Source organism: Actinomadura decatromicini, from assembly GCF_008121305.1.
Lineage (GTDB): Bacteria > Actinomycetota > Actinomycetes > Streptosporangiales > Streptosporangiaceae > Spirillospora > Spirillospora syzygii.
In genome coordinates this window covers 36,769-53,051 of sequence record NZ_VSRQ01000009.1, presented here as the reverse complement: position 1 = coordinate 53,051, position 16,283 = coordinate 36,769, and the positions used below count along the sequence as shown (strand labels likewise).

1 protein-coding gene is annotated in these 16,283 nt (G+C 72.4%); it reads right to left on the bottom strand.

Features of this window, described 5'->3' with window-relative positions; genetic code table 11:
* Positions 1 to 39: 39 nt before the first annotated feature.
* Positions 40 to 16,281: a type I polyketide synthase gene (locus FXF68_RS44235; RefSeq protein WP_148767040.1), complete on the bottom strand. Its 16,242-nt coding sequence runs from the start codon at positions 16,279 to 16,281 to the stop codon at positions 40 to 42.
* Between the last annotated feature and the right edge of the window lie 2 nt (positions 16,282 to 16,283).

Genomic DNA, 16,283 nt, shown 5'->3' with positions numbered 1-16,283 from the left:
CCCCTCCGACCCCCTATTCGCGACGTGCGGGGACGGGTTTCAGTCCAATGCGCGGATCCACTCGTCCACGATCGCGGCGGTGCTCTCCGCCTCGTCCTGCACCATCGAGAAGTGATTTCCGGGTGCCGTTTCGAGGACGTGCGCGGAATCCCAGGGCTTCGCGAGCCGGTCCTCCCCGCCGCCCTCGGTGATGAACGACTCGGCGGCCTGGACGAACAGCACCGGCGCCCGCAGCGCTTTCGGCGTGAACTGGATGAGCAGCTTCGTGTAATGGCCCATCGCGGACAGCCGGGCGCTGTCGAAACGCCCGAACGCCGGTTCCATTTCCAGCATCGCCATCGCGAGCGGCTCGCGTCCGGCCGTCATGGCCTTGTCCCGGGGCTGGAAGGTGTCGAGCATGACGACACCGTCCGGCACGACGTCCTTGACCGTCTCAAGGCGGCGCGCGACGGCGTGCGCGATGAGCCCGCCCGACGAGTAGCCGAGCAGGACGAACGGCTCCCCGTCCGCGGCGCGCAGCACGCTCTCCGTGACCACCTCGGTCAGGGCCGCCAGCGACTTCGCCAGGCTCTCGCCCGGCGCGAAGCCGGGCAGCGGCAGCGCCGACACGTGCCGGTCCCCGCCCAGGTGCGAGACCAGCCGGGCGTGCTGGTGGACGCCGCCCACCACCATCGGCGTGGACACGCAGATCAGGCGCGGGCGCTCGGGCCCGTCCGCGAGGACGACCGGCGCGGGCACCTCCGGCAGGTCGGCGACACCGCCGAACCTCGGACGGATGTCCGCGACCGCGCTCAGCAGGACGAACCCCTGCATCGAGTTCCCCGACAGGACCGCCGAGCGGAACAGGTCGCTGAGCGTGTCCCCGCCGGAGTCGGCGGCCGGTGTTCCGCCGGTCCCGGCGGCGCCGTCGAGGTGCGCGGCGAGTTGGGAGTGGACGTAGCGGGCCAGTTCGCCCGGGTTCTTGGAGTCGAACACGGCCATCGCGGGGAGCCGCAGGCCGGTGGCGGCGTTGAGCCCGTTTCGCAGCTCCATCGCGGTGAGCGAGTCGAAGCCCGCTTCGAGGAAGTCGCGTTCGGGGTCGACGGCGTCCGGGCCCGCGTGTCCGAGGATCCCGGCGGCGTGGGTCAGCACCAGCGTCCGCAGTTCGCTCTCCCGCTCGTCCTCCGGGAGGGCGGCGAGGCGGCGGCGGAGCGCGTCGGCGTCGGCCCGGCCGCCCGCCGCCGACGCGCTGCGGCGGGTCCTCGGCACCAGCCCGCGCAGGATCGGGGGCGTCTCGTCGCCGGTCGCGGCGGCGAGGGCCCGCAGGTCCAGCCGGATCGGGACGAGCGCGGCGGCGTCCAGCGCGCCCGCCGTGTCGAACAGGGCGAGGCCCTCGTCGGTGGGGAGCGCCTCGACGCCGGAGCGGTTGACGCGCTGCATGCCGCCCTCGTCGAGGCGTCCGGCCATGCCGCTGTCGTTCGTGCTCCACAGGCCCCAGGCCAGGGACTGGGCGGGCAGGCCGTGCGCCCGGCGGTGCGCGGCCAGCGCGTCGAGGTAGGCGTTCGCGGCGGCGTAGTTGCCCTGGCCTGGCGTGCCGAGCACACCGGCCGCCGACGAGAACAGAACGAACGCCGCCAGGTCCATGTCGCGGGTCAGTTCGTGGAGGTTCCAGGCGGCGCCGACCTTGGGGCGCAGCACCGTGTCCACGCGCTCGGGCGTGAGGGAGGTGATCACGCCGTCGTCCAGGACACCGGCCACGTGGACGACACCCGACAGCGAGCGTCCCTCCAGCAGCGCGGCGACGGCGTCGCGGTCGGCCATGTCGCACGCCGCCAACTCCACCTCCGCGCCCAGCTCGGACAGCTCGGCGCGCAACTCCGCCGCACCCGGCGCGTCCGCGCCACGGCGACTGGTCAGCAGCAGACTCCGCACGCCACGCTCGACCACCAGATGCCGCGCCACGACCGCACCCAGCGCGCCCATGGCGCCGGTCACCAGGACCGTCCCGGAGAACTCCGCCGCCTCCGGCTCAGCCGAGTCGGCGGGGACCTTGGCGAGGCGAGCCGCGCGGACCGCGCCGTCCCGCAAAGCGACCTGGGGTTCCCAGCCCGCCGCCGCCAGCGCGGGCAAAACCGCCTCGACGTCACCTGGGTCGGGGACGTCGGCGAGGACGATCCGTCCCGGGTCCTCCGACTGCGCCGACCTGATCAGCCCCCACACGGCCGCGCCCGCGAGGTCGGTGACGTCCTCGCCGTCCACGGACACCGCGCCGGACGTGACGACCACGAGCCGCGCGCCGAGGAACCGGTCGTCCTCGAACCACGACCGGGCCGCCGCGAGGACGTGGTTCACGGCCGTCCGCACCGAGGCGGGGTCCGCGCCGCCGGTCACGGGCAGGACGACCACGCCGGGGACGTCGCCGTCAGGTTCGAGCGCATCCCAATCCGTCCATTCCACGGAGGGGACGGACGGCGCCGCAGGCACCGGACTCCATTCCAACTGGAACAGCGACTCGTGGAACGGCGACCCCGCCGCCGCGGAGAGCTGCCCGGCGGTGATCTCCCGCAGGGCCAGCGACGCGACCGACGCGACCGGCTCCCCGGTTCCGTCGGCCACCGTCAGCGCGACGACGCCCGGCCCGGACGGCGTGACCCGCACGCGGAGCTTCGCGGCACCCGAGGCGAACAGGTCCACGCCCGTCCACGCGAAGGGCAGCAGTACGCCATTCCCACTGGTCACGGCGTCGCTGAGGGCGACCGCGTGCAGGGCGGCGTCCAGCAGCGCGGGGTGGAGGCCGAAGTCGTCCGCCGCCACCTCCTCGGGGAGCGCGACCTCGGCGAAGACCTCGCCGTCGCGCCGCCACGCGGCCGTCAACCCCTGGAAAACGGGTCCGTACTCCAGGCCCGCCAGCGCCAGCCCCTCGTACAGTCCGGTGACGTCGACCTCGGACGCGCCAGGCGGCGGCCACTGCTCCAGCCCCGGGCCCTGCGGTGTCGCGACGGCCGTCAGCGTGCCGGTCGCGTGCCGGACCCAAGGCGCGTCAGTGCCCACGCGCGAGTAGATCTCCAAGCTCCGGTTGCCGCCCGGCTCCTCGGCCGCACCGACCACGACCTGGACGGACGCCCCGCCGTCCTCCGGTAGGACGAGCGGCGCCTCCAGGGTCAGCTCCTCGACGTGTCCGCAGCCGACATGGTCTCCGGCGCGGACGGCCAGTTCCACGAACCCGGTGCCGGGGAAGAGCACCACCCCGGACACGGCGTGGTCGGCGAGCCACGGCTGCGCGCCGACCGACAGGCGGCCGGTGAGCGTCACGCCGTCCGATCCGGGGGCGGGGACGACCGCGCCGAGCAGCGGGTGCCCGGGCAGGTCCAGGCCGAGGGACGTGGCGTCGCCCGCCGCCGCCGTCGCGCCGGCCCAGTAGCGGGCGCGCTGGAAGGCGTAGGTCGGCAGGTCGACGTGGCGGGGACGGCGCCCGGCGAAGGCGGCGGACCAGTCGACGTCCGCGCCGCCCGCGAACACCTCGGCGACGGACGCCGTGAAGCGGCCGAGGCCGCCTTCGCCGCGCCGCAGCGACCCTGCCGTCACGCCGGTCACGCCCGCCGATTGCAGCGTCTCCTCCAGCCCGACCAGCAGGCCGGGGTGGGGGCTGCATTCGATGAACGCGGTGAAGCCGTCGTCGAGCAGCGCGCGGGTCGCCTCCTCGAACCGGACGGTCCGGCGCAGGTTCGTGTACCAGTACTCCGCGTCGAGGACGGCGGTGTCGGCGAACCCGCCGGTCACCGTCGAACAGAACGCGATCCGGGACGTCCGGGGCGACAGGCCGTCCAGTTCCGCGAGGATCCTCTCGCGGACGCCTTCGACGAACATGGAGTGGGAGGCGTAGTCGACGGGGATGAGGCGGACGCGGACGCCGTCCTCCTCCAGAGTCCCCTTGAACTCGGCGAGCGCGTCGACCTCTCCGGCGACGACGACCGAGGTGGGTCCGTTGACGACGGCGAGTTCGAGGCGTCCGTCCCATCCGGCGAGCCGCCCGGCGGCCTGCTCGGCGGACAGCGCGACCGACAGCATCCCGCCCTGTCCGGCCAGGTCCTCGCCGATGATCCGGCTGCGGACGGCGACGACGCGCGCCGCGTCGTCCAGGGACAGCGCGCCCGCCACGCAGGCCGCCGCGATCTCGCCCTGCGAGTGGCCGACCACGGCGCCCGGCTCGACGCCGAACGCGCGCCACGTCTCCGCGAGCGCCACCATCACGGCCCACAGGACCGGCTGGACGACGTCGACCCGTTCGAGGGCCGTCCCGTCGCCGCGCAGGACCTCGAACAGGTCGAAGTCGACGAAGGGCGCCAGGGCGCGGGCGCATTCGGCGAGCCGGTCGGCGAACGCGGGCGAGGAGTCGAGGAGGTCGACCGCCATGCCCGCCCATTGCGAGCCCTGGCCGGGGAAGACCAGGACGGGGCGGGCGCCGCCGCCGCGTCCGGCGCCGCTGACGACGGCCGCGTCGGCGGCGCCCGCGGCGATCGCGTCGAGTCCGCGCAGCCCGGCCTCCGTGCCGTCCGCCAGGACGACCGCGCGGTGCTCGAACACCGTCCGGGAGGTCGCCAGCGAGTATCCGACGTCGGCGGCGTTCAGGTCGTCGCCGGAACGGACGGCCTCGGCGACGCGAGCGGCCTGGGCGCGCAGCGCCTCCGGAGTGCGGGCCGTCACCACCCACGGGACGACGCCCGGCTCAGTGCTCTCGGGTTCGGCGTGCTCAGGTTCGGTGTGGTCGGGCTGCTCCAGGATGATGTGCGCGTTCGTGCCGCTGATCCCGAAGGAGGAGATGCCGGCGCGGCGCGGGTGGCCGTTCCGCTCCCATTCCCGCGCCTCGGTCAGGAGCTCGACGCGTCCCTCCGTCCAGTCGACGTGCGGGGTGGGCTCGTCCACGTGCAGGGTCTTCGGCATCAGGCCGTGCCGCATCGCCTGGACCATCTTGATGATCCCCGCGACCCCGGCGGCGGCCTGCGTGTGCCCGATGTTCGACTTGATCGAACCCAGCCACAGCGGCCGGTCGTCCGGTCGGCCCTGCCCGTAGGTCGCGAGGAGGGCCTGCGCCTCGATCGGGTCGCCGAGCCTGGTGCCGGTGCCGTGCGCCTCGACGACGTCGACGTCCGCCGTGGTCAGGCCCGCGTTGGCGAGCGCCTGCCCGATCACGCGGCGCTGCGACGGGCCGTTCGGCGCGGTCAGCCCGTTGGACGCGCCGTCCTGGTTGGTCGCGGTGCCGCGCACCACGGCGAGCACCGGGTGGCCGTTCCGGCGGGCGTCCGACAGCCGTTCCAGCAGGATCATGCCCGCGCCCTCGCCCCAGCCGGTACCGTCGGCGGCGGCGGCGAACGACTTGCTGCGCCCGTCCGCGGCGAGGCCCCGCTGCCTGCTGAACTCGACGAACGTGACCGGCGTGGACATCACGGTGACGCCCCCGGCGAGCGCCAGCGAGCACTCCCCCGACCGCAGCGCCTGCGCCGCGAGGTGCAGCGCCACCAGCGAGGACGAGCACGCCGTGTCGACGCTGACCGCCGGACCCTCCAGCCCGAGCGTGTAGGAGACGCGGCCCGACGCGATGCTGCCGCCGCTGCCGCCGCCCGCGTAGTCGTTGTACATCACACCCGCGTACACACCGGTCGCCGTGCGGCGGAGCGACATCGGGTCGATGCCCGCGCTCTCCACCGCCTCCCACGCCGTCTCCAGCAGCAGCCGGTGCTGCGGGTCGGTTTCGAGGGCCTCGCGCGGCGAGATCCCGAAGAAGTCGGCGTCGAAGTCGCCCGCGTCGTAGAGGAACCCGCCCTCGCGGGTGATGGACCGCCCCGGCTTCCCCGGCTCCGGGTCGTAGATGCCGTCCACGTCCCAGCCGCGGTCGCGGGGGAACTCCGAGACGGCGTCGACGCCGCCCGCGACCATCCGCCACAGGTCGTCCGGGGAGGCGACGCCGCCGGGATAGCGGCAGCCCATCCCGACGATCACGATCGGGTCGTCGTCGGACGGCGCCGCCGTCCGGGCGGCCGGGACGGCGGTGTCGTCGGCCGCGCCGAGCAGCTCGTCCAGGACGTGCAGCGTGACCGCCTGCGCGTTGGGGTGGTCGAACACGAGCGTGGCGGGCAGGCGCAGGCCGGTCGCGGCGGTGAGGAGGTTCCGCAGCTCGACCGCCGTCAGGGAGCTGAACCCGAGCTCGCTGAACGCCTTCTCCGGGTCGACCGAGCGGCCGTCCTCGTGGCCGAGGACGGCGGCGACGTGCGTGCGGACGAGGTCGAGGACGGCCCGGTCCCGCTCCGCCTCCGGCAGCCCGGCGAGGCGGCGGCGCAGCGACGCCGCGCCGCCGGACCGCGCGGCCTGCCGGGCGGGCGCCCCGGTCAGGCCGTGCAGGATCGCCGGGACGCCGCCCGAGCCCGCGAACGAGCGCAGCAGGGGGATGTCGAGGCGGACGGGCGCCAGCACCGCGTCGCCGGCCGCCAGCGCGTCGTCGAGCAGCGCCAGCCCTTCGTCGGCGGACAGGGGCGGCATCCCGGAGCGGCGCAGGCGCTCCGCTCCGGCGTCGTCGAGCCCGTCCGCCATGCCGCCGGCCTCGGCCCACGGCCCCCACGCCAGCGACACGGCCGGGAGGCCGAGGGCGCGGCGATGCTCGGCCAGGGCGTCCTGGAACGCGTTCGCCAGCGCGTAGTTGCCCTGACCCGCGCCGCCGAGGATGCCCGCGACGGACGAGAACAGCACGAACGCGTCCAGCTCCCGGTCCAGGCCGAGGTCGCGGATCAGCTCGTGCAGGTGCCAGGAGCCGTCGGACTTCGGCGCGAGGACGGTGTCCATCCGCTCCGGGGTCAGCGCGGAGACCACGCCGTCGTCCAGGACGCCCGCCGTGTGGATCACAGCGGTCAGCGGTCGCCGCACGGTGGTGAGGAGGGCGGCGACCGCGTCGCGGTCCGCGACGTCGCAGGCCGCGATCTCGACGTCCGCGCCGAGGTTTGTCAGGTCGGCGCGCAGCTCTCGTGCGCCGGGCGCGTCCAGGCCGCGGCGGCTGGTGAGCAGCAACCGCCGGACGCCGTGCGCGGACACCAGGTGCCGCGCCACCAGCGAGCCGAGCCCGCCCACCCCGCCGGTGATCAGGACGGTTCCGTCCGGGTTCCAGGTGCGGGCTGGTGCGGTCTCGCTCTGTTTCCTGGTCAGGCGCGGCACGCGGATCTCGTTGCCGCGCACCGCCAGCTCCGGTTCGCCGGAGCGGGCCAGCGCCGACAGCGTTTCCGGGGTGATCTCCGTGTCCAGGTCGACGAGGACGAAGCGGTCGGGGTTCTCGTTCTGGGCCGTGCGGACGAGGCCGCGGAGCGCCGCCCCGGCCAGGTCGGCCGGGTGCTCGCCGTCCGCGGTGACGGCCGCGTTCCGGGTCACCACCAGCAGACGGGACGCCTCCAAGCGCTCGTCGTCCAGCCATTCCTGGACGATCCGCAGCCCCGCGTAGGCGGTCTCGCGGACGCTGCCGGGCACGTCGTCCGTGGTGGTCGGGGACGCCGCCCAGACGACGGTCTCCGGGACGGTCTCCTGGGCGGCGAGCATCGCCACGTCCGCGAAGGCCGGGACGTCGGCGGGGAGCCCGAGCCGGTCGGTTCCGAGTACCGCGATGTGCGCACCGGGCTGTGTTTCGCCGAGCGGCTTGGCGGTCCACGTGATGGTGAACAGCGCGTCGTTTCCGTCTTCGGGGACGTGCAGTTGCGACGGGGAAACCTGCCGCGACAGCAACGACCCCACGGAGAGGACGGGCTGCCCCGTTTCGTCGGTGACCAGCAGGCTCACCGCGTCGGGGCCCGTCGGGGAGATCCTCACCCTGATGGCGGACGCACCGGCCGCGTGGAGGCGAACGCCGCTCCACTCGAACGGCAGCGGCGCTCCCCCGGCGTCGTCGCCTTCGCCGCCGGACAGGAGGATCGCGTGCATCGCGGCGTCCAACAGGGCGGGGTGAATGCCGTAGGACGCGGCCTCCGCCTGGTCGTGTTCGGGGAGCGCGACCTCGGCGAACAGTTCGTCGCCGCGCCGCCAGGCCGCCCTGAGCCCCTGGAACGCCCGGCCGTAGCCGAAGCCTCGGTCGGCCAGTACTTCGTAGGCGCCGTCGGTGTCCAGTGCGGTGGCGTGCTCCGGCGGCCAGACCGCCTCGTCATGGGCGGGCGCCGCGCCTCCGGCGCCCAGGAGTCCGCCGGCGTTCCTGGTCCACGGGACGTCCACGGGCGCGTCGTCGCGGTGGGAGTAGACGTTCACCGGGCGGGCGCCGTTCTCGTCCGCCGCGCCGACGACGACCTGGACGTCGACACCGCCCTTCTCGGGCAGGACGAGCGGCGACTCCAGGGTGAGCTGTTCGAGGACGTCGCAGCCGACCTGGTCGCCCGCGCGGATCGCCAGTTCGACCAGCGCCGTGCCGGGCAGGAGGACGGCGCCGAACACCTCGTGGTCGGCCAGCCACGCCCGGGATCCGAGGGCGAGCCGTCCCGTCAGGACCACACCGTCCGCGTCCGGGGACATCACGGCCGCGCCCAGCAGCGGATGCTCGGTGGGAAGCTGCCCGAGCCCGGACGCGCCGCCGGACGTCACCGGAGCCTCGAGCCAGTAGTCCTGACGCTGGAAGGCGTAGGTCGGGAGTTCGACCAGGCGGGCGGCGCGTCCCGCGAAGACCGCGTGCCAGTCGACGTCCATGCCGTGCGCGTGAAACTGCCCGATGGCCGCCAGCAATTGCTTGGTCTCGGGACGGTCCCGGCGTAGGACGGTCGCGATGGCGGCATCGTCGATGCTGCTCTGCGCCATTGCGGTGAGGATGCCGTCGGGTCCGATTTCCAGGAATCGGGTGACGCCGCTGTCGTGCAGGTGGGTGAGGGTGTCGTGGAACCGGACGGCCTCAAGGACATGCCGCACCCAATACTCGGGGTCGGGCTCTGCACCGACGACGGGAAGGGTGGGTGTGGTGTAGGCGATGGAGTGGGCGACCTGACGGAAGTCCTCCAGCATCGGATCCATCAACGGGGAATGGAACGCATGCGAGACCCGAAGCCGGGTCGTCTTGCGTCCCAGGCCGGTGAAGTGGTCGATGATCCGGGTGACCTCGTCCTCCGCACCGGAGACCACGGTGGCCTGCGGACCATTGACAGCGGCGATCCCGACCTCACCGGTCAGCAGCGGAGTGACTTCGTCCTCGGTGGCCTGAACCGCCGCCATCGCACCGCCAGGCGGGAGCGCCTGCATCAGCCGCCCTCGCGCAGCGACGAGCTTCGCGGCGTCCTCCAGCGAGAACATCCCGGCGACATGCGCGGCGGCAAGCTCACCGATCGAATGACCCGCCACGAAGTCAGGGCGGACACCCCACGATTCCAGCAGGCGGAACAACGCGACTTCGATGGCGAACAAGCCGGTCTGGGTGAAGGCCGTTTGGTCTAGGAGGCCGGGGTTGGACCAGATGACGTCCTTCAGCGACTGGTCCAGGTGTTGGTCCAGTTCGGCGCAGACGGTGTCGAAGGCGTCGGCGAACACCGGGAACGTCTCATACAACTCCCGACCCATGCCCAGGCGCTGTGATCCCTGGCCGGAGAACAGGAAGGCCGTGCCGCCCGAACCGGCCACGCCGCGAAGCACGTCGGAATGCGGCTGGCCTGCGGCGAGCGCGGTCAGGCCGTCCAGACCGGAGTCCCGGTCACCGGCGATGACGACGGCGCGATGATCCCATCTGGCGCGAGCGGTCGCGAGGGACAGCCCGACGTCGGCATGATCGAGTTCCGGGTGACCCGCAAGATGGGCATGGAGCTTTTCCGCTTGCGCTTGGAGTGCTTCGGCCGTCCTGCCGGACACGATCCATGCCGAAGGCCCAGGGGTGTCGGTCTCGGGGTCTGGAGTCTCGTCGGCCGGGGCCTGTTCGAGAATGACGTGGGCGTTGGTGCCGCTGATTCCGAAGGAGGAGACTCCGGCTCGGCGCGGGTGGCCGTTCTGCGGCCAATCACGCGCCTCGGTCAGCAGCTCGACGTTCCCGGATGACCAGTCGACGTGCGGGGTCGGCTCGTCCACGTGAAGCGTCTTGGGAAGGACGCCATGCCGCATCGCCTGAACCATCTTGATGATGGCGGCGACTCCGGCGGCGGCCTGCGTGTGACCGATGTTGGACTTGATCGACCCCAGCCACAAGGGCCGGTCCTCAGGACGGTCCTGGCCGTAGGTCGCAAGAAGCGCCTGCGCTTCGATCGGGTCGCCGAGGGTCGTTCCCGTGCCGTGGGCTTCGACCGCGTCCACGTCCGCGGTGTCCAGCCCGGCGTTGGCCAATGCCTGCCGGATCACCCTCCGCTGCGACGGGCCATTCGGCGCCGTCAGGCCATTCGAGGCGCCGTCCTGGTTGGTCGCCGTGCCGCGCACGATGGCGAGCACCGGGTGTCCGTTGCGGCGAGCGTCGGAAAGGCGCTCGACGAGGAGCATTCCCGCGCCTTCGCTCCAGGACGTCCCGTCCGCTGAGGCCGCGAAGGACTTCGCTTTCCCGTCCGGTGCCAGGCCGCGCTGGCGGCTGAATTCGACGAACGCCTCCGGCGTCGCCATGACGGCCACGCCACCGGCCAGTGCCAGCGAGCATTCACCCGAACGCAGCGCCTGCGCGGCCCAGTGCAACGCGACCAGGGACGAGGAGCAAGCCGTGTCCACGGTGACGGCCGGGCCTTCCAATCCCAGCGTGTAGGAGATGCGTCCGGACGCGACCGAACCCGTACTGCTGTTGTGCGCGTAATCGTGGTACATGACGCCCGCGAATACGCCCGTCGCGCTCCCCCGCAGCGACGACGGGTCGATTCCGGCGCGTTCGAGCGCCTCCCACGACACTTCCAGGAGGAGCCGTTGCTGCGGGTCCATGACCCACGCCTCGTTCGGGCTGATCCCGAAGAACTCCGCGTCGAACCCGGCCGCCGAGTAGAGGAAGCCGCCCTTGTCCACGTAGGTCTTGCCGGGACGGCCCGGCTCCGGGTCGTACAGTTCTTGGAGGTCCCAGCCCCGGTCGACCGGGAGGCCGGAGATTCCGTCGCGGCCGTCCGCGACCAGGTTCCAGAGGGCGTCCGGCGAGGTGGCGTCTCCCGGATAGCGGCAGGCCATTCCGATGATGGCGATCGGCTCGTCGTCCGCCGGAGCGCGCACCGCGACCGTCCGACCGGCCGACGACGCCGCGCCCATCACCTCGTCGGCCAAGTAGCGGGCCAGCACGACCGGAGTCGGATAGTCGAAGACGAGTGTCGCCGGCAACCGCAGTCCGGTCACCTGGTTCAGCCGGTTGCGCAGTTCCACCGCCGACAGCGAGTCGAATCCCAGGTCGCGGAAAGCGCGGGTGGTGTCGATGTCGTCGGGCCGGTCGAATCCGAGGACCTGTGCCGTCCGGCCCCGCACGATTTCCAGCAGGATCGGCGGACGTTCCGCCTCGGGCAATGCGGCCAGTCGTTGCCGCAGGGCGTCCGCTTCACCGCCGCCGGATGCGGCTGTCCGGCGGGTGCGGGTGGCGACGAGGCCCCGGAGAATGTGCGGCAGTTCGTCCCCGGCACCGGTGAGCGCCTTCGTGTCGAGCCCGATCGGGACAAGGAACGGCTCGCTCAAAGGGGTCGCCGCGTCGAGCAGGTTCAGGCCCTGCTCAGTGGTCAGGGCCCGCACCCCGGACTTGGCCATTCTGCGGACGTCTTCGTCGTCCAGGTGCCCGGCCATCGAGGCGCCGTCCGCCGCCCACAGGCCCCAGGCCAGAGATTGGACGGGCAGGCCCAGCGAAGCGCGATGCGCGGCGAGCCCGTCCAGGAAGGCGTTGGCCGCCGCATAGTTGCCTTGGCCGGGCGAGCCCAGGATTCCCGCCGCGGACGAGAACAACACGAATGCCGACAGGTTCAGGTCGCGGGTGAGTTCGTGCAGGTTCCAGGCCGCCGACGCCTTGGGACGCAATACCGCGTCCATTCGGTCAGGGGTCAGCGACGAGATCACGCCGTCGTCCAGGACACCGGCCGCATGGACGACGGCCGAGATGTCGCGTCCCACCAGCAGCCCGGCAAGAGCGTCACGGTCGGCAATGTCGCAGGCCGCCAACTCGACCTCGGCGCCCAAGCCCGCCAGCTCGCCCCGCAGGTCGGACGCGCCCGGCGCGTCCGCGCCCCGGCGGCTCACCAGCAGCAGACGCTCAACGCCGTGCTCGGTCACCAGGTGACGCGCCACCAGCGCGCCCAGGCCACCGGTGCCGCCGGTGATCAGCACCGTTCCCTCGGTGCGGAACACCGGTTCGGCATCCGACCGGGCCGGGACCTTGGCCAGTCTCGGGACATACGCGGCCCCGCCGCGAAGGGCGAGTTGCGGCTCGTCGGTCCGGGCAGCGACCGCCACGGCTCCGGCCGGGTCCGCCGGGTCGTCGGTGTCGACCAGGACGATCCGTCCCGGATCCTCCGACTGGGCGGAGCGGATCAGGCCCCACGCCGCCGCGCCGGGCAGGTCGCGCACGTCCTCGCCGTCCACGGCGACCGCGCCGCTGGTCGCCACCACCAGGCGGGACGCGGCGAACCGCTCCTCGCCGAGGAACGCCTGCACGACCGCGAGCACGCCGTGGAGGGTGGACGCGGTGTCCTCGGCCCGGCCACCGGCGACCGGCAGCGCCACGACCTCGGGGACGTCGGCATCCGCGTCCAGGTTGTCCCAGCGCGCCCAGGACGACGGCTCGGCGGCCGGCTGGGACGCCGCCGGAGACCAATGGAGCCGGTAAAGCGAATCGTGGAACGCGGACGCGGAAAGCCGGTCCGCCGCGACCGGACGGGACACCAGGGAATCGGCGGCCAGCACGGGACGGCCCGTCCCGTCCGCCAAAAGCAGTTCCATCCCGCCCTGGCCGGTCGGCGTGAGACGCGCCCGGACGGATGATGCGCCCGATGCGTAAAGGCGGACGCCATTCCACGCGAAAGGCAGCACCAGTTCGTCGTCGGACTGCTCGTCCCGGGTGACGAGAGCGGTGTGCAATACCGCGTCGAGGAGAGCGGGGTGCAGGCCGAACGCGGCGGCGTCGTGGCGCGAGTAGTCCTCCTCGTCTGGAAGGGCGACCTCGGCGAACAATTCCGCTCCGCGACGCCAAACGGCGCGCAGCCCTTGGAAAAGGGGGCCGTAATCGTAACCGGCGGCGGCGAGTTCCCCGTAGGCCCCGTCCAGCGGGACGGGCTCGGCGTTCTCCGGCGGCCATACGGCCAGGTCGGAGTCGGTTTCGCCGCTTCCCTCGGCGAGCACGCCGGTGGCGTGCCGGACCCAGACCTGGTCGGACACGTCCGGCTGCGAGTAGACGCCGACCACGCGCCGTCCCGACTCGTCGCCCGGCTCCACCACCACCTGCACCGCGACGCCGCCCTGCTCGGGCAGTGCCAGCGGTGCCTGCAACGTCAGTTCCTCGACCACCGGGCAGCCGACGTGGTCGCCCGCGTGGATCGCCAGTTCCAGCAGCGCCGTGCCCGGCACGACCACGCCGCCGAACATCCGGTGATCGGCGAGCCAGGGCTGCGCGTCGGACGAGAGGCGCCCGGTCAGCACCAGTCCGCCCGATTCGGGCAGCGCCATCACCGCGCCGAGCATCGGGTGCTCGGCGCGTCCGAGGCCGAGGGACGCGGCGTCCTCCGCGCCCGCCGCGCCGTGCAGCCAGAAACGGTCGCGCTGGAATGCGTAGGTGGGCAGATCCACCTTTCGGGCGCCTCGGCCGCCGAAGAAGGCGTCCCATCCGATCCGGGCGCCGTTCACGTGGAGCGTGGCGAGTGCGGTGAGGAGCGCGGCGGGCTCGGGTCGCTTGGCGCTCATCACCGGCACGGCGACGATCTGATCGGACGGTTCGAGAGCGGCCTGCGTCATCGCCACCAGGACGCCATCGGGGCCGATCTCCAAGAACTGGGTGACGCCGTTCTCATGAAGGCCGGTGAGCGTGTCGTGGAACCGGACGGCGTCGCGGACGTGCCGCACCCAGTACTCGGCTTCGGGCAGGGCACCCGCGACGGCGATTTCGGGGGCGGTGTAGGTGATGGATTCGGCGACCTGGCGGAAGTCGTCGAGCATCGGGTCCATGAGCGGGGAATGGAAGGCGTGGGAGACCCGGAGGCGAGTGGTCTTGCGTTCGAGCTTCTTGAAATGCTCGACGACGCGGGCGACTTCGTCTTCGGACCCGGAGACGACAACGGCTTGTGGGCCGTTGACCGCGGCGATGCCGACCTGTTCGCCTAGCAGCGGGACGACCTCGTCCTCGGTGGCTTGGATCGCCGCCATCGCTCCGCCGGACGGGAGCGCCTGCATCAATCGGCCCCGGGCCGCGACCAGTTTCGCGGCGTCCTCCAGCGAGAACATCCCGGCCACATGCGCGGCAGCCAGTTCACCGATCGAGTGACCCGCCAGGAAATCGGGGCGCACGCCCCACGACTCCAGCAGACGGAACAGCGCCACCTCGACCGCGAACAGCCCGGTTTGGGTGAAGACCGTCTGATCGAGCAGTTCGGGCTCAGACCAGATCACGTCTTTCAGCGGGCGGTCCAGGTGCCGGTCCAGTTCGGCGCAGGCCGCGTCGAAGGCGTCGGCGAAGACCGGGAACGCCTCATACAGTTCGCGTCCCATCCCGGGACGCTGCGAGCCCTGGCCCGAGAACAAGAACGCGGTCAGCTTCGGTGCGGCGACGCCTCTCACGGCGGCACGGCCGGATTCGCCTTGCGCGAGTTCCTCCAGACCTGACAGCAGTTCGTCGCGGTCCTGGCCGATCACCACGGCGCGTTGCTCGAACAGGGCGCGCGTCGTGGCCAGGGAGAAACCGATGTCGAGCGGCGAAAGCCGTTCGTCCGCGCGGACGAACGAGGCCAGGCGAGCGGCCTGGGCGCGCAGCGCGGTCTCGCTCCGCGCCGACACGGCCCAAGGGACGACCGGCAACGCCACCTCAGGCGCCCGCTCGTCGTCAACGGCCGGGGCCTGTTCGACGATCACATGCGCGTTCGTCCCGCTGATTCCGAAGGAGGAGATTCCGGCGCGGCGCGGGTGACCGTTCTGGGGCCATTCCCGCGCCTCGGTCAGCAGCTCAACGTTTCCGGATGACCAGTCGACGTGCGGGGTCGGCTCGTCCACGTGCAACGTCTTCGGCAGCAGCCCATGCCGCATCGCCTGAACCATTTTGATGATCCCGGCGACCCCGGCGGCGGCCTGCGTGTGACCGATGTTGGATTTGATCGAACCCAACCACAGCGGCCTGTCCTCCGGACGGTCCTGACCGTACGTCGCAAGCAATGCCTGCGCCTCGATCGGGTCGCCGAGCGTCGTTCCCGTGCCGTGCGCCTCGACCGTGTCGACCTGGTCGGCCGAGAGTCTCGCGCTGGCGAGCGCCTGCCGGATCACCCTCCGCTGCGAGGGGCCGTTCGGCGCCGTCAGGCCGTTGGACGCGCCGTCCTGGTTGACCGCCGAACCGCGCACGACGGCGAGCACCGGGTGCCCGTTGGCGCGGGCGTCCGAAAGGCGCTCGACCAAGAGCATTCCCGCGCCTTCGCCCCACGATGTGCCGTCCGCCGCAGCGGCGAACGACTTGGCTCGGCCATCGGCCGCCAGGCCGCGCTGACGGCTGAATTCGACGAACGCCTCCGGCGACGCCATGACGGCCACGCCACCGGCCAGCGCCAGCGTGCATTCACCCGAACGAAGTGCCTGCACCGCGAGATGCAAGGCGACCAGTGACGACGAGCACGCCGTGTCAACCGTCACGGCCGGGCCCTCGAAGCCCAGCGTGTAGGAAATGCGTCCGGACGCGACCGAACCGGTACTGCTGTTGTGCGCGTAGTCGTGGTACATCATCCCCGCGAAAACGCCGGTGGAACTGCCGCGCAGGGACGACGGGTCGATCCCGGCGCGTTCGAGCGCCTCCCACGACACTTCCAGCAGCAGCCGTTGCTGCGGGTCCATGACCCACGCCTCATTCGGGCTGATTCCGAAGAATCCCGGGTCGAATTCCGCGGCGTCGTGGAGGAAACCGCCGGTCCGGACGTAGCTCTTGCCGGGTGTGCCGGGCTCGGGGTCGTAAAGGCCCGTGTCCCAGCCACGGTCGGCGGGGAACTCCGAGAGTCCTTCCGCTCCGCCGGCGACAAGCGTCCAGAGGTCTTCGGGGGACGTGACGCCGCCCGGATACCGGCAGGCCATGCCGACGATCGCGATCGGCTCGTGGCGATCGGCCGTGATCTTGCGCTGCTGGGCGCGCAGCCGCTCGGTCTCCTTGAGCGATGCCCGCAGTGCGGTGAGGAGTTTTTCGTCATTTTCGGGCATCG